16 protein-coding genes are annotated in these 22,460 nt (G+C 71.4%); 5 read left to right on the forward strand and 11 right to left on the reverse strand.

Annotated elements, in window-relative coordinates; all coding sequences use genetic code 11:
• Positions 1-34: 34 nt before the first annotated feature.
• Entirely contained in the window at positions 35-1,015 is a 981-nt protein-coding gene (locus tag ACZ6D7_RS30060; protein WP_469497361.1) for a proline dehydrogenase family protein, read from the reverse strand.
• A 164-nt stretch (positions 1,016-1,179) separates the two neighbouring features.
• Between ACZ6D7_RS30060 and ACZ6D7_RS30065 the strand changes: the two genes are divergently transcribed.
• Positions 1,180-2,364 (forward strand): PucR family transcriptional regulator, encoded by a 1,185-nt coding sequence (locus tag ACZ6D7_RS30065; RefSeq protein ID WP_469497364.1) that lies wholly within the window; start codon positions 1,180-1,182, stop codon positions 2,362-2,364.
• 12 nt (positions 2,365-2,376) lie between these two features.
• On the opposite strand, the gene ACZ6D7_RS30070 is transcribed toward ACZ6D7_RS30065, so the two are convergent.
• Entirely contained in the window at positions 2,377-2,961 is a 585-nt protein-coding gene (locus tag ACZ6D7_RS30070; protein ID WP_469497367.1) for a TetR/AcrR family transcriptional regulator, read from the reverse strand.
• A 98-nt stretch (positions 2,962-3,059) separates the two neighbouring features.
• Between ACZ6D7_RS30070 and ACZ6D7_RS30075 the strand changes: the two genes are divergently transcribed.
• On the forward strand, positions 3,060-4,574 hold the full coding sequence (locus ACZ6D7_RS30075; RefSeq protein WP_469497372.1) for an MFS transporter: 1,515 nt from the start codon (positions 3,060-3,062) through the stop codon (positions 4,572-4,574).
• A gap of 57 nt (positions 4,575-4,631) precedes the next feature.
• Here ACZ6D7_RS30075 and ACZ6D7_RS30080 read toward each other — a convergent pair whose 3' ends face one another.
• Positions 4,632-5,843 carry an RNA-guided endonuclease InsQ/TnpB family protein gene (locus ACZ6D7_RS30080; protein WP_469497375.1) on the reverse strand — a complete coding sequence of 404 codons (1,212 nt, stop codon included), beginning with the start codon at positions 5,841-5,843 and terminating at the stop codon, positions 4,632-4,634.
• Positions 5,844-5,868: 25 nt separating this feature from the next.
• On the opposite strand from ACZ6D7_RS30080, the gene tnpA reads away from it, so the two are divergent.
• Positions 5,869-6,285, forward strand: coding sequence for an IS200/IS605 family transposase (gene tnpA, locus ACZ6D7_RS30085; protein WP_469497378.1), 417 nt, complete (start codon positions 5,869-5,871; stop codon positions 6,283-6,285).
• A gap of 248 nt (positions 6,286-6,533) precedes the next feature.
• Here the strand turns inward: tnpA and serA are convergent, their stop codons facing one another.
• The 6 genes from serA to ACZ6D7_RS30115 form a co-directional block, all read right to left on the reverse strand.
• A complete protein-coding gene (serA, locus tag ACZ6D7_RS30090) occupies positions 6,534-8,123 on the reverse strand; it encodes a phosphoglycerate dehydrogenase (RefSeq protein ID WP_469497381.1) in 1,590 nt (529 codons plus the stop codon).
• Between the two features lie 233 nt (positions 8,124-8,356).
• Positions 8,357-9,355: a ketol-acid reductoisomerase gene (gene ilvC / locus ACZ6D7_RS30095; RefSeq protein WP_189716904.1), complete on the reverse strand. Its 999-nt coding sequence runs from the start codon at positions 9,353-9,355 to the stop codon at positions 8,357-8,359.
• Between the two features lie 130 nt (positions 9,356-9,485).
• Positions 9,486-10,010, reverse strand: a complete 525-nt coding sequence (gene ilvN, locus ACZ6D7_RS30100) for an acetolactate synthase small subunit (RefSeq protein ID WP_389337124.1) — start codon at positions 10,008-10,010, stop codon at positions 9,486-9,488.
• A 20-nt stretch (positions 10,011-10,030) separates the two neighbouring features.
• Complete coding sequence (locus ACZ6D7_RS30105; protein WP_469497385.1) at positions 10,031-11,881, reverse strand: acetolactate synthase large subunit; 1,851 nt, start codon at positions 11,879-11,881, stop codon at positions 10,031-10,033.
• Between the two features lie 219 nt (positions 11,882-12,100).
• The gene (locus tag ACZ6D7_RS30110) at positions 12,101-15,115 is read right to left on the reverse strand and encodes a putative bifunctional diguanylate cyclase/phosphodiesterase (protein ID WP_469497388.1); all 3,015 of its coding nucleotides are present in this window, start codon (positions 15,113-15,115) and stop codon (positions 12,101-12,103) included.
• A 383-nt stretch (positions 15,116-15,498) separates the two neighbouring features.
• Entirely contained in the window at positions 15,499-16,473 is a 975-nt protein-coding gene (locus ACZ6D7_RS30115; RefSeq protein ID WP_469497392.1) for a 2-hydroxyacid dehydrogenase, read from the reverse strand.
• Positions 16,474-16,548: 75 nt separating this feature from the next.
• Between ACZ6D7_RS30115 and ACZ6D7_RS30120 the strand changes: the two genes are divergently transcribed.
• Entirely contained in the window at positions 16,549-17,547 is a 999-nt protein-coding gene (locus ACZ6D7_RS30120) for an aldo/keto reductase (RefSeq protein WP_469497395.1), read from the forward strand.
• A 110-nt stretch (positions 17,548-17,657) separates the two neighbouring features.
• The gene (locus tag ACZ6D7_RS30125; protein ID WP_469497398.1) at positions 17,658-18,815 is read left to right on the forward strand and encodes a PQQ-dependent sugar dehydrogenase; all 1,158 of its coding nucleotides are present in this window, start codon (positions 17,658-17,660) and stop codon (positions 18,813-18,815) included.
• Between the two features lie 34 nt (positions 18,816-18,849).
• Here ACZ6D7_RS30125 and ACZ6D7_RS30130 read toward each other — a convergent pair whose 3' ends face one another.
• Both ACZ6D7_RS30130 and ACZ6D7_RS30135 read right to left on the reverse strand, forming a co-directional pair.
• Positions 18,850-21,894 carry a helix-turn-helix transcriptional regulator gene (locus tag ACZ6D7_RS30130; protein ID WP_469497401.1) on the reverse strand — a complete coding sequence of 1,015 codons (3,045 nt, stop codon included), beginning with the start codon at positions 21,892-21,894 and terminating at the stop codon, positions 18,850-18,852.
• 86 nt (positions 21,895-21,980) lie between these two features.
• Positions 21,981-22,190, reverse strand: a complete 210-nt coding sequence (locus ACZ6D7_RS30135) for a hypothetical protein (RefSeq protein ID WP_469497406.1) — start codon at positions 22,188-22,190, stop codon at positions 21,981-21,983.
• Between the last annotated feature and the right edge of the window lie 270 nt (positions 22,191-22,460).

Below are 22,460 nucleotides of genomic sequence, written 5' to 3' on the forward strand. Positions count from 1 at the left end.
TCCGTACTCCTTGACTTGAGCGGGTGGTTCGGGCTCAGCCCTTGGTCAGCATGCTGCGGACGAAGAAGCGCAGGTTCGCCGGCTTCTCGGCGAGGCGCCGCATGAAGTAGCCGTACCAGTCGGTGCCGTAGGCGGTGTAGACGCGCATGCGGTGGCCCTCGGCGGCCAGCCGGAGGTGCTCCTCGCCGCGGATGCCGTACAGCATCTGGAACTCGTACTCGTCGAGCTTGCGGCCGGCCTTGCGGGCGAGTTCCTGGGCGACGGAGATCAGGCGCGGGTCGTGGGACCCGATCATCGGGTACCCCTCGCCCTCCATCAGCGTGCGCAGGACACGGACGTACGCCTTGTCGATCTCGTGCTTCTGCTGGTAGGCGACCTCGGCGGGCTCCTTGTACGCGCCCTTGACGAGCCGGACGCGGCTGCCGCTCGCGGCGAGGCGGCGGGCGTCGGCCTCGGTGCGGAAGAGGTAGGCCTGGATGACGCAGCCGGTCTGCGGGAAGTCCGTCCGCAGTTCCTCGTGGATGGCGAACATCGAGTCGAGGGTGGTGTGGTCCTCGGCGTCGAGGGTGACGGTGGTGCCGATGGCGGCGGCGGCCTCGACGACCGGGCGGACGTTGGCGAGGGCCAGCTCGTGGCCGCTCTGGAATGCAGGGGCGGGCCCGGAGGGCCCTTCGAGCAGGGCGGTGGTGGGCGACGGGAGGGCTTGTCCGAACATCGACAGCTTGACCGACATCTCGACCCGCTCGCCCAGGCCGAGGTCCCGCAGCCGGTCGATCAGCGCCAGATAGGCGTCCCGGGCGGCGGTGGCCTGCTCGGGGGTGGTGATGTCCTCGCCGACGACGTCCATCGTCAGCTCCAGACCCTTGTCGGTGAGGTCCTCGATGATCGGCACGATGTCGTCGACCGTCTCACCCGGGATGAAGCGGTCGACGACCTGCTTGGTCACCGGGGCCGCCGAGATAAGGCGTCGCATCCGGTCGCTGCGCGACGCGGCGAGAATCACGGGACCCAGCACGGGGCACCTCCACATACCAGCACACATGAGGCCGATGCCCGACGATCCGGGAACGGCACGGAGAACCACCGTGAAACCTAAGGATCCCTCCGATCGTGGGCCATCGACAGCTGTCACGCATCCGTGCCACCGATCTCAGACAGATGTATGAAGGCCCCGCGGAGATGGGGGAGAATGCCCAGGTGACGTCCGAATACCGGGGTGACTACCAGGAGCTGGTCGACGAGATCTCCGAGCTGCTCGGCGCCCCCGCGACCCTGGAGAACCGGGACTTCGAGCTGATCACCTTCGGCGCGTACGACAGCGAGGACGAGCTGGACGCCGCCGCGCTGGACCCGGTGCGCACCCGCTCGATCCTGACCCGGCGCTCGACGGCGGCCGTCCGCACCTGGTTCGAGGGCTTCGGCATCACCCGGGCGACCGGCCCGGTCCGGATCCCGCCCACCCCGGAGGCGGGCGTGCACCGGGGGCGCGTCTGCCTCCCCGTGCGCCATCGGGGGGTCGTCCTCGGGTACGTCTGGCTCCTGGACGACGATCCGGGCCCCTCGGACACCCAGCTGGCGGCCGCGATGGAGGTGGCCGGGCGGATCGGGGCGCTGCTCGCGGACGAGGCCCAGCACGGGGCCGACCTCACCCGGGAGCTGCGGGCGGTGCTGACCGCCGAGGCCGGCTGGCAGCGGGACATGGCGGTGGCCGAGCTGCGCACCGCGCTCGGCACCCGCGCCGACGTCCCGCACACGGTGGTGTGCGTGGCCCCCTGGCCGTCCGCCGACCCGGACGACGCGCCGTCCCTACGCACGCTCCCAGGAGCCACGGCCCTGTGCACGGTGCCATGGAGCACCGAGGGCCACTGCCTGGCGGTGCTGGTGCGGCTGCGCTCGACGGACGTGGTGACCCCGGCGGGCGCGGTGGCGTCCCGGCTGCTGGAGCGGGCGCCGGGGGCCGCCGCGGGCATCGCCGCCGGACGGGCGGGCCTGACGGCCCTGGGCACGGTCTGGCAGGAGGCGGCGGCCTCCGCGCGGGCGGCGCTCGCGGAACCCCGGCTGGGTCCGGTCGCCCAGTGGGCGTCCATCGGCCCCTTCCGGCTGCTCACGGCCCTCCCCCGGGAGAGCGCCCAGGACCCCGCCGTACGCCCCCTGTTGACCCCCGCCCACCGTGAACTCGCCCGTACCGCCGAGGTCTACCTCGACCGCGCGGGCCAGGCCGGCCGCACCGCCGCCGAACTGGGCATCCACCGCCAGACGTTGTACTACCGGCTGTCCCGGGTGGAGCAGCTGACGGGCCTGGACCTGGACGACGGCGAGGACCGGCTGCTGCTGCACATGACCCTGAAGGCGGCCCGGCTCTGACCTCGCTGCGGGTCAGCGGTTCGTGGCACCCTCGATGACCTGGCGCAGCCCCTCGGTGAGCGCGTCGGCGTCGGGCGCGGTCTTGGGATCGAAGGTCCACTGCGCGATGAGGCCCAGCATCAGGGTGGTGTAGAAGCCGCCGAGGGTGTCCGCGGTCGCGTCCGTGACCTCCTCCTCGGGCACGCCCATGAGGAGCGAGACGAAACCACGCGAGCCCTCCCGCTGGGCCCGCGCCAACTCGTCACGTACACCCGGCAGTTGGTCACCCATGACGACGATCTCCATGCTGAGCCGCCAGAGCGAGCCGGGTTCGCGCATGGTGGCGATGACGTTCGCCCAGACGGCCCGGAAGCGCTCCAGGGAACCGGGCCCGCCCGGTGGCTCGCCCGGCGCGCCCCCCTCGAAAGCACCGGACAGCTCCTCCACCAGCGTCACGTAGGCCTGCGCCAGCAGCGCGTCCTTCGAGCCGTAGTGGTAGCCGATCGAGGCGAGGTTGGTCCCCGACTCCTTCACGATGTCGCGTGCCGTCGTGCGCGCGAACCCCTTCTCCAGCAGGCAGCGCTTGGCGCCTTCGAGCAGATCCTCGCGGTGTCCCATGCGGGCCAGCGTACCCCAGGATCCATACAGGCGTCCTAGACGAATGAATTATACAATCGTTCTAGACAATCGTTTAATACGCTCGTACAGTCCTCGGCATGACGAACTCGACCCGCACCACCGAGAACCCGGCCGGCCCCCGAGCCGGCCGCCGTGAATGGACCGCCCTCGGCGTGCTGATGCTGCCGCTGCTCCTTGTCTCGATGGACGTCTCGGTCCTCTACTTCGCCATTCCGGCGATCAGCGCGGACCTGGAGCCGAGCGGCACCCAGCAGCTGTGGATCTTCGACATCTACGGGTTCGTGCTGGCCGGCCTGCTGATGACGATGGGCTCGCTCGGCGACCGCATCGGCCGCCGCAGGCTGCTGCTCGGCGGCGCGGTCGCCTTCGGCGCCGCCTCGCTGGTCGCCGCCTACGCCGACAGCGCCGAGACCCTGATCGCGGCCCGCGCGGTCCTCGGCATCGGCGGCGCGACCCTGATGCCCTCGACGATGGCCCTGGTGCGCACGATGTTCACCGACCCGGCCCAGCGTGTGAAGGCGATCGGCCTGTGGTCCGGCGTGATGACGGCCGGGGTCGCACTCGGCTCGGTGATGAGCGGCGTGCTGGTCGAGTACTTCTGGTGGGGCTCGGTCTTCCTGGTCAACCTGCCCGCGATGGCGCTGCTGCTGGTCCTCGGCCCGATCCTGCTTCCGGAGTCCCGCGACCCCGCCCCCGGCCGCTTCGACTGGCCGAGCGTCCCGCTGTCCATGGCGGCCGTGCTCCCCGTGATCTACGGCCTGAAGGAGATCACCGCCGAAGGCCCGCACACCCTCTACGTCGTCTCGATCACCGTCGGCCTGCTCTTCGCCGCCCTCTTCGTCCACCGCCAGCGCACCGCGGCGAACCCGATGATCTCCCCCGCCCTGTTCCGCGGCCCCGGCTTCGCCCCCGCGGTCGTCCTGAACCTCGTCTCCGCGTTCGGCATGATGGGCTCGGCCTTCTTCACCACGCAGTACCTCCAGTCGGTCCTCGGCAAGAACGCGCTGGAGGCCGCCCTGTGGGCGCTGCTGCCTTCGGTGCCGATCGGTATGGCCGCCCCGCTGGCCACCTCCCTGGTCCAGAAGGGCGTCGACCGGGCCCACGTCGTCGCGGCGGGCTTCGCGACCGCCGCCGCCGGGTACGCCCTGCTCGCTCTCGCCGGCACCGACTCGATGTGGCTCGTCCTGACCGCCTGCGGGGTGCTCGCCTCCGGGGTCGTCGTGGTGATGTCCCAGATGACGGACCTGGCGCTGGGTGCCGCCCCGGCCGAGCGCGCCGGTTCCGCCTCCTCCCTGCTGGAGACCGGCACCGAGTTCGGCGGCGCCCTGGGCATGGCAGTCCTCGGCTCCATCGGCACGGCGGTCTACCGCCACGAGATGCCGTCCTCCGCGCCGGCCCCCGCCCGGGAGACGCTCGGCGGCGCTCTCGCGGTCGCCGGTCAGCTGCCGGGGCGCGCGGGAGACGCCCTGGCGGTGGCGGCACGGGAGGCGTTCACCAGCGGTATGCAGGCCGCGGCTGTCGCGGGAGCGGTGGTCCTGGCGGGCGCGGCGGTGACGGCGACGTCGACCCTGCGCCGGAACCGGGAGAATTGACTTGCACCTCGGGCTGAAGCCCGAGGATTCTGGCCTTCCGTTCCGAACCCCGTGCCGCTACGCGGCACGGGGTTCGGTCGGGAATCCGTGGCTTCCTGTTTCTTCGCGCTGTGCCGGGATTGCTCCTGGTCTTACCGGCGCTCCGCAGGCCGATACCGCCAGTCCGGCGGCCGTCTTCACGTTGATCGCGGCGTTGATGTCCCGGTCGTGGACCGTGCCGCAGGCGGCACACGTCCACTCCCGGACGTCGAGGGGTTTGGGTCCGTCCTGGACGCCGCAGGTGGAACAGGTCTGGGAGGTCGGCTCGAACCGGCCGATCTTCACCAGGGTGCGGCCATACCGCTCCGCCTTGTACTGGAGCATGTTGATGAACGATGACCATCCGGCGTCGTGCACGGACTTGGCAAGCTTGGTGCGTGCCAGTCCCACCACGGACAGGTCTTCCACGGCGATCCCTTGGTTCTCGGAGATCAGCTGGGTGGAGAGCTGGTGGTGGAACTCGTGGCGGGCGTCGGTGACCTTGGCGTGGGCGCGGGCGACCTTGCGGCGGGCCTTGTTCCGGTTCTTGGATCCCTTCTGTTTGCGGGACAGCTCGCGCTGGGCCTTCTTCAGCTTCTTCTCCGCGCGGCGCAGGAACCGCGGGGAGTCGATCTTCGTGCCGTCGGACAGGACAGCGAAATGCGTCAGGCCCAGGTCGATGCCGATCGTCTGGTCGGTGTCGGGCATCCGGGCGGCATCGGTGGCGGGGTCGGTGTCGATGACGAAGGAGGCGAAGAACCTGCCGGCCGCGTCCTTGATGACGGTGACGGAGGTGGGGGTGGTGGGCAGGGTACGGGACCACTTCACCTTCACCGGACCGATCTTCGGCAGGTTCAGCCGGCCGCTGTCGGTGAGGTGCCAGCGGGCGTTGGCGGTGAACCGGATCGACTGCCGGGCATCCTTGCGGGACTTGAAGCGGGGCGGACCGATCCTGGGGCCCTTGCGGGCGCCCTTGAGGGAAGCGAAGAAGTTGCGGTAAGCGGTCTCGGCGTCGCGCAGGGACTGCTGGAGCACCACCGCGGAGACCTCGCCCAGCCAGGACCGCTCCGCTGTCCGCTTGGCCTTGGTGATCAGGCGCGTGGACAACTCCCCGGCCCTGGGGAACGGCTGCTCGGCCTTGCGGGCGCGGACCGCGTCGTTGAACACGACGCGGGCGCACCCGAACGCCCTCGCCAACGCCCTCTGCTGGCCGGTGTCCGGGTACAGCCTGAAGGCGTACCGGAGCTGCATGACGATCACGATACATACTTGGGTTATGGGTGAGATGCAGGAGATCAGAACTGGTCGGCACTGTGTTTTCGTGATGCATGTGCACTTGGTCTTCGTGACCAGGTTCCGGCACAAGGTGTTCACCGATGTTCACCTGTCGCGGATGGAGGAGATCATGCGGTCGGTGTGCGCGGACTTCGAGTGCGAGCTGGTGGAGTTCAACGGCGAGGACAACCACGTCCACCTGCTGGTGAACTTCCCGCCCAAGGTCGCCGTGACCAAGCTGGTCAACTCACTCAAGGGCGTCTCCTCCCGCCGCCTGCGCCAGGAGTTCCCCGACCTCGTACGGCACTACTGGCGGGCCAACAAGCTGTGGTCCGGGTCCTACTTCGCCGGAACCGTCGGCGGCGCCCCGCTCACCCTGGTCAGGCAGTACATCGAACAGCAGAACCGGCCGGTATGAGCGTTCCCCGGCTCCGCCGGGGCGGGCTGTCATGACGCTTCGCGCCATGAGTGACGAATGTGCCATCTCCGGCTCCGCCGGAGCAGATACGGCGACGCTCCGCGTCGCCACCATCAGATTCGCTTCACCCCCGGCGTGAACGCCGGGGCACTGCGAATGAATCCCGGTAGCCGGCAGTGGCGGAAAGGCAGAACGCCGGACAGGCCTCCTCGGCCCGTCCGGCGTTCGTGTGTCTCAGGTGCGACGCGTCAGACGAGGTTCACCGAACGCGCCGACGTCGCGCCGATCTCGTCGGCGACCTCGGCCAGCACGGTCGGGATCACCGTGTCGTCGACCGTGAGGACCGCCAGCGCCTCGCCGCCCGCAGCCGCCCGCGCGACCTGCATACCGGCGATGTTGATGCCGGCCTCGCCGAGGATCCGGCCGACCGTGCCGACGACACCGGGACGGTCCTCGTACTTGAGGACGACCATGTGGTCGGCGAGGGCGAGGTCGACGTCGTACTCGCCGACCGCGACGATCTTCTGGAGGTGCTTCGGGCCGGCCAGCGTGCCGGAGACCGCCACCTCCTCGCCGTCGGAGAGCGTGCCGCGCACGGTGACGACGTTACGGTGGTCCGCCGACTCGGAGCTGGTGGTGAGGCGCACCTCGACACCGCGCTCCTGCGCGAACAGCGGGGCGTTGACGTAGGACACCGTCTCGTCGACGACGTCCTCGAAGACACCCTTGAGGGCCGACAGCTCCAGCACCTTCACGTCGTGCTGGGTGATCTCGCCGTACACCTCGACGTCGAGGCGAACCGCGACCTCGCCGGCGAGCGCGGTGAAGATCCGGCCGAGGCGCTCGGCGAGCGGCAGACCCGGCTTGACGTCCTCGGCGATGACACCGCCCTGGACGTTCACCGCGTCGGGCACCAGCTCACCGGCGAGGGCCAGGCGCACCGAGCGGGCGACGGCGATACCGGCCTTCTCCTGGGCCTCGTCGGTGGAGGCGCCGAGGTGCGGGGTGGAGACGACCTGGTCGAACTCGAACAGCGGGGAGTCCGTGCAGGGCTCCTTCGCGTACACGTCGAGGCCGGCACCGGCGACCCGGCCCTCCTTGAGCGCCGAGTACAGCGCCTCCTCGTCGACGATCCCGCCGCGCGCGGCGTTGACGATCCGCACGCTCGGCTTGACCTTGCGCAGCGCCTCGTCGCCGATCAGACCGGCCGTCTCCGGGGTCTTGGGCAGGTGGACGGTGATGAAGTCGGAGACCTCGAGCAGCTCGTCCAGCGAGAGGACCTTCACGCCCATCTGCGCGGCTCGCGCGGGCTGCACGTAGGGGTCGTAGGCGACGACCTTCATGCCGAAGGCGGACATGCGCTGGGCGACGAGCGCGCCGATCCGGCCGAGGCCGACGACACCGAGCGTCTTCTCGGCCAGCTCCACACCCGTGTACTTGCTGCGCTTCCACTCGCCGTTCTTCAGCGCGGCGTTGGCCTGCGGGATGTGGCGGGCGGTGGCGAGCAGCAGACCGCAGGCCAGTTCGGCGGCGGTCACGATGTTGGAGGTGGGGGCGTTGACGACCATCACGCCGGCCTTGGTGGCGGCGGACACGTCGACGTTGTCCAGGCCGACGCCGGCGCGGGCGACGACCTTCAGCTTGTTCGCGGCGGCGATCGCCTCGGCGTCGACCTTCGTCGCCGAGCGGATCAGGATCGCGTCGACATCGGCGATGGCCGGGAGCAGTTCGGCTCGGTCCGCTCCGTTGCAGTGCCGGATCTCGAAGTCCGGGCCAAGCGCGTCCACGGTCGCGGGCGACAGCTCTTCAGCGATGAGTACGACAGGTTTCGAGCTCACGTGAGTCCTCACAAGTCCAAAGCGTGCGGACGGCCGTCCCGACGGCCGCAGGCGGAGGAGGGGCTAGCCGCGTGGAAGACGCACGACGCTGTGGGCCTGAACGCGTATGTAGGCAGCAGTGTAGTGCTGCGGCGGAGGTCACCTCACGCCTCCGCGGAAGGATCACCCGTCCGTGGTTGGACGGGATGGCCAAGAGGGCCGGAGCAACCGGCTCCGGCCCTCTGGCCTGAGGCTTAGGCCTCCTCGTTCACCCAGCTCATCAGCTTGCGGAGCTGCTTGCCGGTGGTCTCGAGCAGGTGCTCGGAGTCGGCGTTCTTGTACTCGTTGTACTTCTTCAGACCGCCGTGGTACTCGTCCATCCAGTTGCGGGCGAAGGTGCCGTCCTGGATCTCGGTGAGGACCTGCTTCATCTCGGCCTTGGTGGCGTCGGTGATGATGCGCGGGCCGGTGACGTAGTCGCCCCACTCGGCGGTCTCGGAGACGGACCAGCGCATCTTCTCCAGGCCGCCCTCGTACATGAGGTCGACGATCAGCTTCAGCTCGTGCAGGCACTCGAAGTAGGCGATCTCCGGCTGGTAGCCGGCCTCGACCAGGGTCTCGAAGCCCGCCTTGACCAGCGCGGCCGTGCCACCGCAGAGGACGGCCTGCTCACCGAACAGGTCGGTCTCGGTCTCCTCGGTGAAGGTCGTCTTGATGACACCGGCGCGGGTACCACCGATGGCCTTGGCGTACGACAGGGCCAGCGCGAAGGCGCCTCCGGTGGCGTCCTGCTCGACGGCGGCGATCGCGGGGACGCCGCGGCCCTCCTCGTACTGGCGGCGGACCAGGTGGCCCGGACCCTTCGGGGCGACCAGGGCGACGTCGACACCGGCCGGGGCCTTGATGAAGCCGAAGCGGACGTTGAAGCCGTGCGCGAAGAACAGCGCGTCGCCGTCGTTCAGGTTCGGGGCGATGGACTCCTCGTAGACCTGGGCCTGGATCGGGTCCGGGATCAGGATCATGATGACGTCGGCCTCGGCGGCGGCCTCGGCGGGCGTCACCACGCGCAGGCCCTGCTCCTCGGCCTTCGCCTTGGACTTGGAGCCCTCGTGCAGACCGACGCGGACGTCGACACCCGAGTCACGGAGCGACAGCGCGTGGGCGTGGCCCTGGCTGCCGTAACCGATGACCGCGACCTTGCGGCCCTGGATGATGGACAGGTCGGCGTCGGCGTCGTAGAACAGCTCGGCCACTTTGGGTTCTCTCCTTGAGTGCAGGTGTTGCGTCCCACCGTATGACGGCGGGCGGAAGGGAAGTTTCAGGGTCTCGGTATACGGGCGGTGACACGGGCGGCCGGTGATCGGCGACCGCCCGTACCCATCCTTATGCCGATCGGTCCAGAGCGCGCAGCGACCGGTCCGTGATCGAACGGGCGCCGCGTCCGATCGCGATCGTGCCGGACTGGACCAGTTCCTTGATGCCGTACGGTTCCAGCATCTTGAGCATGGCGGACAGCTTGTCGCTGCTGCCGGTGGCCTCGATGGTCACGGCCTCCGGGGAGACGTCCACGGTCTTGGCGCGGAACAGCTGGACGATCTCGACGATCTGGGAGCGCGTCTCGTTGTCGGCGCGCACCTTCACCAGAACGAGTTCGCGGTGGACGGCCTGGGCCGGCTCCAGCTCGACGATCTTCAGCACCTCGACGAGCTTGTTGAGCTGCTTGGTGACCTGCTCCAGCGGCAGGGCGTCGACGCTCACCACGATCGTGATGCGGGAGATGTCGGCGTGCTCGGTGACGCCGACGGCGAGCGAGTCGATGTTGAAGCCGCGGCGGGAGAAGAGGGCGGCGATCCGGGCCAGGATGCCCGGCTTGTTCTCCACCAGGACGGAGAGCGTGTGCTTGGACATTTCTCGTTCGTCTCTCTCGCTCAGTCGTCTTCGTTGTCGCCGAAGTCGGGGCGGACGTCCCGGGCGGCCATGATCTCGTCGTTGGAGGTGCCGGCGGCGACCATCGGCCACACCATCGCGTCCTCGTGGACGATGAAGTCCACGACGACCGGGCGGTCGTTGATCGAGTTCGCCTCCTCGATGACCTTGTCGAGGTCGTCCGGGGACTCGCAGCGGATGGCGTAGCAGCCCATGGCCTCCGACAGCTTCACGAAGTCGGGGACGCGGGTGCCGCGGGCGTCCGGGTTGACGTCGTTCGGGCCGCTGTGCAGCACGGTGTTGGAGTAGCGCTGGTTGTAGAACAGGGTCTGCCACTGGCGGACCATCCCGAGGGCGCCGTTGTTGATGATGGCGACCTTGATCGGGATGTTGTTCAGGGCGCAGGTGGTCAGTTCCTGGTTGGTCATCTGGAAGCAGCCGTCGCCGTCGATCGCCCAGACGGCCTTGTCCGGCGCGCCGGCCTTGGCGCCCATCGCGGCCGGGACCGCGTAGCCCATCGTGCCCGCGCCGCCGGAGTTCAGCCAGGTGGCGGGCTTCTCGTACTGGATGAAGTGGGCGGCCCACATCTGGTGCTGGCCGACGCCCGCCGCGAAGATCGTGCCCTCGGGGGCGAGGCGGCCGATGCGCTCGATGACCTGCTGCGGAGCGAGCGAGCCGTCGGCGGGCTGGTCGTAGCCCAGCGGGTAGGAGTCGCGCCAGCGGCTGAGGTCCTTCCACCAGGCGCTGTAGTCGCCCTGCTGGCCCTCGCTGTGCTCCTTCTGGACCGCCTGGACCAGATCCGCGATGACCTCGCGGGCGTCACCCACGATCGGCACGTCGGCGGCGCGGTTCTTGCCGATCTCCGCCGGGTCGATGTCCGCGTGGACGATCTTGGCGTACGGCGCGAAGCTGTCCAGCTTGCCGGTGACGCGGTCGTCGAAGCGGGCGCCGAGGGCGACGATCAGGTCGGCCTTCTGCAGACCGGTGACGGCGGCCACCGAGCCGTGCATGCCCGGCATGCCCAGGTGCAGCGGGTGGCTGTCGGGGAACGCGCCCAGCGCCATCAGCGTGGTGGTGACGGGCGCGCCGGTCAGCTCGGCGAGGACCTTCAGCTCGGCGGTGGCGCCGGCCTTGAGGACACCGCCGCCGACGTACAGGATCGGGCGCTTGGCGGCCGTGATCAGCTTGGCCGCCTCGCGGATCTGCTTGGCGTGCGGCTTGGTCACCGGGCGGTAGCCGGGCAGGTCCATGACCGGCGGCCAGGAGAAGGTGGTCCTCGCCTGGAGTGCGTCCTTGGCGATGTCGACCAGGACCGGGCCCGGGCGGCCGGTGGAGGCGATGTGGAACGCCTGCGCGATGACTCGCGGGATGTCCTCGGCCTTGGTGACCAGGAAGTTGTGCTTGGTGATCGGCATGGTGATGCCGACGATGTCCGCCTCCTGGAAGGCGTCGGTGCCGATGGCCTTGGACGCGACCTGCCCGGTGATCGCCACGAGCGGCACCGAGTCCATGTGCGCGTCGGCGATCGGGGTGACCAGGTTGGTCGCGCCCGGTCCCGAGGTGGCCATGCAGACGCCGACCCGGCCGGTGGCCTGCGCGTAACCGGTGGCCGCGTGGCCCGCGCCCTGCTCGTGGCGGACCAGCACGTGGCGGACCCGGGTGGAGTCCATCAGCGGGTCGTAGGCGGGAAGGATCGCACCGCCGGGAATGCCGAATACCGTGTCGGCGCCGACCTCCTCGAGAGAGCGGATGAGGGACTGCGCGCCCGTCACGTGCTCGACGGGGGCGGAGTGTCCTCCGGATCGGGGCCGCGGCTGCGGATGAGCCCCGGTGGCCTGCTCGGTCATCGGCATTCTCTTCTCGATGCTGAGGGTTCTACTGCGGGTCTGACTACGGGTTTTGTGCAACAAAAAACCCCTCGTGCCGTAAGGCAAGCGAGGGGAGCGCGCCGGGTGTGGGTCGCCGTGAGTTCCGGAGTCCTCCGGAGGTCACCAGCGTCAGCCGACGCGCTTTCCAAGTACGAGAATTCGGGTGCGCATGGCATTGACCCTCCCCCTGGCGCGCACCGACTGTCAAGTGGGTGGGACAGGAGTCTCATTATGTGAGCGTAGGGCACTTCCGCTCCCCAGGACGGCGGTCACCCCACTGGTGTACACCCCCGAACCTCCGCCCGCGAACGCAGGTTCCGCGGGCCCGTGCGGTACCGGACAGCGGCCGGTGGCGAGCGCCCGGCGCAGCCGGTACTCGTCGAGCGGCCCGGAGAACGCCATGCCCTGGCCGTGCGTGCACCCCATCGCGCGCAGGGCGACGACCTGTTCGGGCAGGTCCACGCCGTCCGCCACGGACTGGAGCCCGAGGTCGCAGGCGATCCTCAGCAGCCCGCTGGTGATCTTGTGCAGTCGGGCGGACTCGACGACCCCCTCGACCAGCCCCCGGTCGAGCCGGAGGACGTCGATGGGGAGCCTCCGCAGCGCCGTGAACGCGCCGTAGCCGCTGCCGAAGCCGTCGAGGGCGATGCGGACGCCGTGCCGGCGCAGGGCGCCCAGACGGCGCTCCAGGTCGTCCAGCGACACCTTGGGGTCGAGGTCGGCCAGCTCGATCATCAGCGCCCCGGAGGGCAGGCCGTGCCGGGTCAGCAGCGCCTCCACCGCGCCGGGCGGCATCGACCGGTCCACGAACCGCCGGGCGCTCATCCGCACGGCGACCGGTACGGTCAGGCCGCTCGCCGCCCGGTCGGCGGCCTGCGCGACCGCCTCCTCGAGCACCCAGCGGCTCAGCTCGGCCGTCCTGTCGCTGTCCTCCGCGACCCGCAGGAACTCGGCGGGCGTGAACAGCACCCCCTGCGAGGAGCGCCACCGCGCATGCGCGGCGACCGACGAGATCCGGCCGTCCTCCAGCCGCACCACGGGCTGGTGCAGCAGCGCGAACTCACCGTCGTGCAGTGCGGCCCGCAGCCGCGTGGCCAGCTCCGCCTTGCGTACGACGTCCTGCTGCATCTGCGGCTTGTACAGCTCGACCCGGCCCTTGCCGCTCGCCTTGGCGCGGTACATCGCGAGGTCGGCGTTGCGCAGCAGCTCACCGGCGCCGAGGCCCGGTTCGGCGAAGGCGACGCCGATGGACGCGGCGACCCTGACGTCGTTGCCATCGATCACGTAGGCCTGCGAGAGGGTGATCCTTAGGCGGTCGGCGAGCTCCAGGATGTGCCGCTCGCGGGCGGCACGGTCACGGGTGGTGTCCCCGACGATCAGGGCCGCGAACTCGTCGCCGCCCAGCCGGGACGCGGTGTCGCCCTTGCGGACCGCGTCCTGGAGCCGGCGGGCGGCCTGGACGAGCAGTTCGTCCCCGGCCTGGTGCCCGATGGTGTCGTTGACCGCCTTGAAGCCGTCGAGGTCGATGAAGAGGACGGCGGTGTTGCGCAGGGCGGCGCCCCGGTCGGAGCTGCGCCGGCCGGACAGGGCCTGCTGGACGCGCCGGGTGAACAGGGCGCGGTTGGGCAGGTCGGTGAGCGGGTCGTGCTCGGCGTTGTGCTGGAGCTGCGCCTGGAGGCGCACCCGTTCGGTCACGTCCCGGCTGTTGAAGATCAGGCCGCCGTGGTGGCGGTTGACGGTGGACTCGACATTGAGCCAGCCTCCCCCACCGCCGGAGCGGAACCGGCACTCGATCCGGGTGGTGGGTTCGTCCTGGGGGCTGGCGGCGAGGAAGCGGCGCACCTCGTGCACCACACAGCCCAGGTCCTCCGGGTGGATGAGATCGGCCAGTTCGGTGCCCACCAGCGCCTCGGCGGGCCGTCCGTAGACGCCGGCGGCGGCCGGGGAGACATAGCGCAGGATGCCGCTGGGCGCGGCGATCATGATCACGTCGCTGGAGCCCTGCACCAGGGAGCGGAAGTGGTTCTCCTTCTGGGCCAGTTCCTGGGTGAGGGTGATGTTGTCGAGCAGCATGATGCCCTGGCGCGCCACGAGGGCGAGCACGACCGCGCCGCCGGTCAGCAGCACCACACGGTCGACGCTGCGGCCGTTGAGGACGTTGTAGAGGATCCCCAGGGTGCAGACGGCGGCGGCGAGGTACGGCGTGAGGGCGGCCAGCGAGCCGGTGATGGGCCGCGTGGCCGGATACCGGCCGTGATCACCCCCCTGCGCGGGGGCGTGGTGGTGCTGGTGGGTGCCGCGGCGGGCCCCCGGCACGTGCTCGTGCACCACGCGCGTGTGCCCCTCGTCCCCGGCCTTGCAGTCCCGCCGGGAGGCGGCCCAGGGCGCGTACGCCAGGAGCAGGGAGCCCGCGAACCAGCCCGCGTCGAGGAGCTGGCCCGAGCGGTAGCTGTGGTGCATCAGGGGCGAGGTGAACAGGGCGTCGCACATCACGGTCAGGGCGAGCGCGCCGACTGCCGTGTTGACCGCGGTGCGGTTCACCGCGGAGCGCCGGAAGTGCAGCACCAGCACCATGCTCACCAGGGCGATGTCGAGCAGCGGGTACGCCAGCGACAGCGCGGCGTGCGCGACGCTCGGCCCGTCGAACTTCGCGGCCTGCGCGAGGGCGAGGCTCCAGGAGAGGGTGAGCAGCGAGCCGGCGATCAGCCAGGCGTCGAGCACCAGGCACACCCAGCCCGCCTTCGTGACCGGCCGGGCGGCCAGGACCAGCAGCCCGACGATCGCGGGGGGCGCGAAGCACAGGAAGAACAGGTCGGCGTAGCTGGGGCTGGGCACGGGGCGGTTCAGGACGACCTCGTACCACCCCCAGACCAGGTTGCCCAGGGCGGCCATCGTCGAGGAGAGCGAGAACAGCAGCCAGGCGGGTCGAAAGCGGACACGGCCCGTGCGCGCGTAGAGGAAGCAGGACACGGCGGCGGTGGCCGCGGCGGCGGTCAGGCCGAAGTCGCCCATGATCAGGGCGAGTTGGTCGGAGCCCCAGCCGAGCGCGGCACCGAGGCCGTATCCCGCGCACAGCAGGACCAGCACCAGTTGGTGGACCAGGCCCGGCCGGGCGCCGGGGGACGGCGGCCCGGTCGGCGCTGTCTTCACCGCGGCCGGTGTCCGCGGCGCTCCGTCGACTCCGTCGAGGACGGAGGTGGAGGTCGTCGGCGAACTCACCGGATCCTCCCGGTCCGCGCCGCCCCCGGGCCCCTCGGGTCCCGGTGCGCTGGGTGCGCCTGCCGTCGGGGGCCGTTGCCGGGCCCGCGCGGGTGCGGGCAGTGGTGGGTGTCGTGGCCGCGTGTGCGCGTGGCTGTGCGCCAGGGCCGCCGCCGGCGGCTTCGCCGCGTCGGATCGTTCGTCCAAAGGCCGTGCATCGCCCGTCGCCCCCCTCGCAAGTCTGAAATATCCGTCCCAGGCGCCGAAAGGTCGCGGCGCAGCCCCAGTCGGGACGATACACCAGTCTCGTCACTCAGGGACATAGGTTCTCTACTCTCCGTGACGATCATCGACATGGAGGTACGGACCGCATCCGCGGAACTGCGGAGGGTGCCGGAAGCGGACTACGCGCCTGCCACGCCCGTCGTAAGGATCACGTGGCGCAGGGGCTCCTGGTTCACGTAGCGGCCGAGCTGATCCACCAGCAGGCGCTTGGCGCGGGGCAGGAAGGCGGACGTGGGGCCGCCGACGTGCGGGCTGATCAGCACGCCGGGCGCGTGCCACAGCGGATGGCCCGGGGGCAGCGGTTCGGGGTCGGTGACGTCCAGGGCGGCGGTGAGCCGGCCGGTCTCCAGCTCGGCGAGCAGGGCCTTGGTGTCGACGACCTGGCCGCGGGCCACGTTGACCAGCAGGGCGCCGTCCTTCATCCGGGCCAGGAAGGCGTCGTCGACCAGGCCGCGGGTGGTCTCGGTGAGGGGGGTGGAGAGGACGACGACGTCCGCCTCGGGGAGCAGGGAGGGCAGTTCGGTGAAGGGATGCACTGGACCGCGCGCCGTCGTGCGCTGGGAGCGCGCGACGCGCGCCACCCGCGCCACCTCGAACGGTACGAGCCGGTCCTCGATAGCCTCGCCGATGGCCCCGTAGCCGATGATCAGGACGTTCTTGTCGGCGAGCGCCGGGTGGAAGGCGCTCTGCCACTGCTCCCGGTCCTGCGCGCGCACGAACCCGGGGATGCCCCGCAGCGCGGCCAGGGTCAGGGCGAGGGCCAGCTCGGCGGTGCTCGCCTCGTGCACCCCGCGCGCGTTGCACAGCCGGACGCCGGGCACGAGGTCCGCCAGCCGCGCGGTGATGTCGTCGACGCCGGCGGTGAGGGTCTGCACGACCCGCAGGTTCCGCATCTCCCGCAGCGGGCCCACCTTCACCTGCTGCCGTTTCATGTAGGGCACCACGTAGACGACGCACCGGGCCGGGTCCCCGGGGTACGCCTGTTCGCCCCCCTCGCCCCCGTCCCAGAACAGGTACTCGAGCCCCTCCGGAAGCCCGTCGATCTCGTCGGGCGGGATGGGCAGCCATACGTCACGGGGTGCGTCGATGCTCATGTCAGGAGGCTATGTCAGGCACGGGTGAGCGCAGAGGTTAGGTTGGGGGGTCGGGAGAGGGAGGGTCACGAGCAGGTGGAGCGCAGGACGATCGGCGCGGGGGCGCTTGCGACGGGGGCCGTCGGACTCGGGTGCATGCCGATGAGCTGGGGCTACAGCGGGTCCCGGCAGCGGGGTGACGAGTCGCTCAGGGCGGTGCACCGGGCGCTGGACCTGGGCTCGACCCTCCTGGACACGGCCGACATGTACGGCCCGTTCACCAACGAACTGCTGGTGGGGCGGGTGTTGAAGGAGCGGCGCGCGGAAGCGTTCGTGTCGACGAAGGTCGGCCTGCTCGTGGGCGAGCAGCACATCGTGGCCAACGGCCGCCCCGGCTACGTGAAACGTGCCTGCGACGCCTCGCTGCGCCGGCTCCAGACGGATGTCATCGACCTCTATCAGCTGCACCGCGCCGACCCCGAGGTCCCGGTCGAGGAGACCTGGGGCGCAATGGCGGATCTCGTCCGGGCGGGCAAGGTGCGGGCCCTGGGGCTGTGCGCGGTGGGCGCGCGCGGCGGCCGGCGCTCCGGCGGGCGGCTGTACGACGCGACGATCCGGCAGTTGCGGCGGGTGCAGCAGGTGTTCCCGGTGAGCGCGGTGGAGGCGGAGCTGTCGGTGTGGTCGCCGGAGGCGCTGGACGCCCTGCTGCCGTGGTGCGCTGCTCGGGACGTCGGATTCCTGGCGGCGATGCCGCTCGGCAACGGCTTCCTCACCGGCACCCTGACCCCCGGGGAGGGCTTCGAACCGGACGACATGCGCGCCCGGCACCCTCGGTTCACCGCGGAGATGATGGCCGCGAACCAGCCGATCGTGGCCGGCCTGCGCCGGGTGGCCGCCCGGCACGGGGACGGTGTGACGGCCGCGCAGGTGGCGCTGGCCTGGGTGCTGGCGCAGGGGCGGCACGTGGTCCCGGTGCCCGGCGCCAAGCGGGAGCGGTGGGTGGCGGAGAACGCGGGGGCGGCCGGGGTGCGGCTGACTCCGCAGGACCTCGCCGAGGTGGCGGACCTGCCGCACGCGCGGGGATCGTGGGACTGAATCCCGCTTTCGGGTCGGGTCGGGGCCGATCGGGAACCTGTGGGGCGGCTACGGCGTAGGACAAGGGGGAAGCCGCTTCGGGAATCGCCGTGTCGAAGGGAGCGGGAATCGTGCGACGACGTGCTGTACCGGCCGCGCTGGCCGCGAGTGCCCTGCTGTTCACCGCGGGCTGCTCCTCGGACGAGGGAGGGTCGTCGGGGGGCACGAGCGTCTCACCGGGCGGTACGGCCGCGCGGGGCTCGTCCTCACCGTCCGCGGAGAAGACTCCGCCCGCGAAGGGCACGGTCAGGGTGGTGCGTACGGTCGCCGAGGGTCTGGACAGCCCGTGGGGCGTGGTCCCGCTCCCCGAGGGCGGCCTGCTGGTCGCCTCCCGCGACGAGGGCACGATCACGCTGGTCGACGAGGACTCGGGCCGCACGACGGAGCTGGGCGAGGTGCCCGGCGTCTCGGCGGCCGGCGAGGGGGGCCTGCTCGGCCTCGCCGTCTCCCCCGACTACGCCGCGGACCACATGGTCTACGCGTACTTCACCTCGGCCTCGGACAACCGCGTCGTGCGCATGATCTACGACCCGAAGCGCTCCCCCGGCGACCAGCTGGGCGCTCCGGACACGGTCTTCAAGGGCATCCCGAAGGGCATGATCCACAACGGCGGCCGGATCGCCTTCGGCCCCGACGGCATGCTGTACGCCGGCACGGGCGAGAGCGGTGACGGCGGCCTGTCCCAGGACAAGGAGTCCCTCGGCGGCAAGATCCTGCGGCTGACCCCCGAGGGCGAACCGGCCCCGGGCAACCCGTTCCCCGACTCCCCGGTGTACTCGTACGGCCACCGCAATGTGCAGGGTCTGGCCTGGGACGCCGAGCAGCGGCTGTTCGCGGCGGAGTTCGGCCAGGACACCTGGGACGAGCTGAACGCGATCGAGCCCGGCGCGAACTACGGTTGGCCGGAGGCCGAGGGCGAGTCCGACGACACGGCGTACAAGAACCCGCTCGCCCAGTGGCACACCGACGAGGCCTCCCCCAGCGGCATCGCCTACGCCGCGGGCTCGATATGGATGGCGGGTCTGCGGGGCCAGCGCCTGTGGCGCATCCCCCTCAAGGGCACCGAGGCCTCGGCGGACCCGCAGTCCTTCCTGGACGAGAAGTACGGCCGGCTGCGCACGGTGGTCGCGGTGGGCGGCGACAAACTCTGGGTCACCACCAGCAACACGGACGGCCGCGGCGCCCCGAAGGAGGGCGACGACCGGATCCTGGAGCTGGAGGTGAGCTGAGCGAGCGCCACCCCCCGCCTCGGGCGAACCCACCTCAGGTGAGCGCCCGCTCCTGCGCCTGTGCCTCCGGCGGGAACAGCCCCAGCCGGTGGGCCACCGCGGCCGCCTCGCCGCGGCCCGACACCCCCAGCTTGGCCAGGATGTTGGAGACATGGACGCTGGCCGTCTTGGGGGAGATGAAGAGCCGCTCGGCGATCTGGCGGTTTGTGCGGCCGGCGGCGACCAGGCGCAGGACGTCGCGTTCCCGGGTGGTGAGGCCGAGCGCCTCGACGGGGTCGGCGGACGGCTGCCGTTCGGCGGGGGCGAGGGCCAGCCGGGCGCGCCGGGCCAGGAGGGCGACCGCGTCGGTGAGGGGCCGGGCGCCGAGATGGGCGGCGACGGCGTGGACGAGACGCAGCAGTTCGGCGGCGCGGTCGCGTTCGTCGTCCCCGCCGCCGGTGAGCAGGGCCTCGGCCAACCGGTGGCGGGTGCGGGCCAGGTCGTAGGGGCGTTCCAGGCGCTCGAAGGCGGCGACCGCCTCGGACCACTCCTGCGGATCGGTGCGGCCCTCGGCGCGCAGCAGTTCGGCGCGGAGCCAGAGCGCGTGGGCCTGCCAGACCGGGGCGACGGTGGGGAGTTTCCGGCCCGCCACGCGGACGCGCGCCACGAGGTCCTCGCCGGTAGCAGCGGTTGCGCCGGTCGCGGCGGCCACGGCGGTCGCGGCGGTCGTCGCGGTGAGCAGGAACGGCCAGGCGTAGCGCTGGGCGCCGGGCTGGAAGCCCGCGTCCAGGGTGCGTTCGAGCTGGGCGGCCGCGTCGTCGAGGCGGCCCTCGGCCACCGCGAGGGCGATGGCGTGGCGGGCGAGCGGCAGGTGGTGCTGCGCGGTGTGATCGTGGGAACCGAAGTAGTCCTGGGCGGCGGCCAGTTGGGTGCGGGCCTCGGCGAGGTCGCCGCGGGCGACGGCGAGTTCCGTGCGCAGGGTGGCGTGCACGCCCATGGCGCCGACGCCGAGCCCGACCCGCCCGGGGTCCACGAAGGCCCGGTCCGCCTCGCCCCAACGGCCCACGGAGAACAGGGACTCGGCGAGGTTGCCCCACATCCACGCCTCGCTGTCGGGCAGTCCGTGACGCCGGGCGAAGGCGACGCCCTCCTCGAGAATCGGCACCGCCTCCCGCGAGCGGCCGACCGCCTCCAGTTCGGAGGGAAGGTTCACATAGGTGTTCACCGCGACGAAGGGCATGTCCTCGGCCAGCGCCCGGTCCTTCACCTCGTACAGCTCCCCCAGCCCGGCCTCGATGTCGCCGGAGTCGACCATGAGGACCCCGAGGATCTGGCGGGCGTTGAGTTCGGTCTCGCGGGCGCCGACCATACGGGCGTACTCGACCGCGCGCTCGGCGACCTCGAAGGCGTGGGGGCCCGGGGCGTGGACCATGGACCAGTTCGCGGCGTGGGTGAGGACCTCGGCATGCACCTCGCTGGGCGGCAGCCCGCGGACCAGCTCCTGCGCCCGGGCCAGTTCCTCGCGCCCGCCCCCGCGGCCCAGGGCGCGCACGAGACGGGAGCGCTGCACCCAGAACCAGGCGGAGCGCACCGGGTCGCCCTCGTCCTCCAGCAGCCGCAGCGCCCGCTTGGTGATCTTCAGGGCGCCTTCGCGTTCCCCGCAGAACCGGCCCGCGACGGCCGCCTCGGCCATGAGGTCGAGGTAGCGCAGCGGGGTGGTGCCGGGATCGCGGCCGCTGGGAGGGTACGCCTCGGTGTAGTCGACGGGGCGCAGCCGGGAGCGCACGTCCTCGGGAGCGGCCTCCCACAGCTCCATCGCCCGCTCCAGGAAGCGCAGTTGCTCGCTGTACGCGCGGCGGGAGCGAGCCGCCACGGAGGCGTCGAGGGCGGCAGGCAGCGCCTTGGCCGGGTCATGGGCGTGGTACCAGTAGCCGGCCAGCCGCATCACGCGTTCGTCGGCGGGGACGAGCGTCGGGCCGGCCTCCAGGGCCTCGGCGTAGCGGCGGTTGAGGCGGGAGCGTTCGCCGGGCAGCAGGTCGTCGCTCACGGCCTCGCGGACCAGCGAGTGGCGGAAGCGGTAGCCGTCGCCCTCGGGCGTGGGGAGCAGGAGGTTGGCGTTCACGGCGGCCCGCAGCGCCTCGATCAGGTCGTCCTCGGCGAGCCGGGCGACGGCGGCCAGCAGCCGGTACTCGACGGTGGATCCGCCCTCGGCGACGATCCGGGCCATCTGCTGCGCGCCCTCGGGCAGCGCCTCCACCCGCACCAGCAGCAGATCGCGCAGGGAGTCGGTGAGGCCGGTGCGACAGCCCTCGTGGGCGGCGACGGCGAGTTCCTCCACGAAGAAGGCGTTGCCGTCGGAGCGCCGGAAGATCTCGTCGACCTGGGCGGGGTCGGGTTCGTGGGCGAGGATGCCGGCGATCTGGCGGCCGACCTCCTCGCGGGTGAGGCGGGCGAGTTCGAGGCGCCGTACGGTGCGCAGCCGGTCGAGTTCGGCGAGCAGGGGGCGCAGCGGGTGGCGGCGGTGGATGTCGTCGGCGCGGTAGGTGGCGAGGACGACGAGCCGGCCGGTGCGCAGGGTGCGCAGCAGGTAGGAGAGGAGGTGGCGGGTGGAGGCGTCGGCCCAGTGCAGGTCCTCCAGGGCGAGGACGACGGTGCGTTCGGCGGCGACGCGTTCCAGGAGGCGGGCGGTGAGTTCGAAGAGGCGGGCCATGCCCTCCTCGTCGTGGCGGCCCGTCCCGGGCTCGCCCATCTCGGGCAGCAAGCGGGCGAGTTCCTCCTCCTGCCCGGCCGCGGCGGCGGCCAGTTCGTCGGGCAGGGCGCGGCGCAGGGTGCGCAGGGCGGTGGAGAACGGGGCGAAGGGCAGTCCGTCGGCGCCGATCTCGACACAGCCGCCGAGCGCGACGACCGCGCCCCGGCCGGCGGCGCCTTCGGCGAACTCCTCGACGAGCCGGGTCTTGCCGACCCCGGCCTCACCGCCGATGAGCAGCGCCTGTGGCTCTCCCGCGGTGGCGCGGGAGAGCGCGTCGTTCAGGATGTCCAACTCGTCCCCGCGGCCGACGAAGACGGGGCTGACGGACCTGGTCTCCACGGGTGCGAGCATCGCACGGGTGGCCGTCGGCGGCCCAGCGGATATCGCTGCGGGAGGGCGGCCGACCCCCGTGCGGCCGCCCTCCCGGAGCCCGGTGTTCACGCGGTCCGGGGGAACCGGAGCCGCCGTGGGCGACGGGTATGGGGTTCGCTCTCGGCGTTCGTGGTGCTCTCTCCGCGGGCGGCGCGCGCGGCGGCCTCACGGCGGGCGGCGCGGCGGCCGCGGACGGCTTCCCGGGCCAGCCGCTCGTGCTCGGCCCGGCGCAGCAGTTCGGCGGAACGGGCCTGGTGAATCTCGTACTCGTACATGGTGGTTGTCCCCTGAAGGTCGGTGGTTCCGGCATCGCTCGCTGCGATGCCTCCACTGTCGTCCGCCAGGGGGGTCCGCCACATCGGGAGAGTTCCGCATCTTCGGCGGCGTACGGGGCCTTAGACGCGCCTGAGGGGCCCCAGGACGGTCGTAAGGTCCTTACGACCGTCCTAAGACCAATGCTGGTGACTTAAGTTCTGTCTTGTCGAGTGATACTGACGGTGTCCGGTGCGGGTGGTGTCCGGCTGCGATGCTCGGCCCGTTTGAGC

This window comes from Streptomyces sp. NPDC041784, from assembly GCF_055591025.1.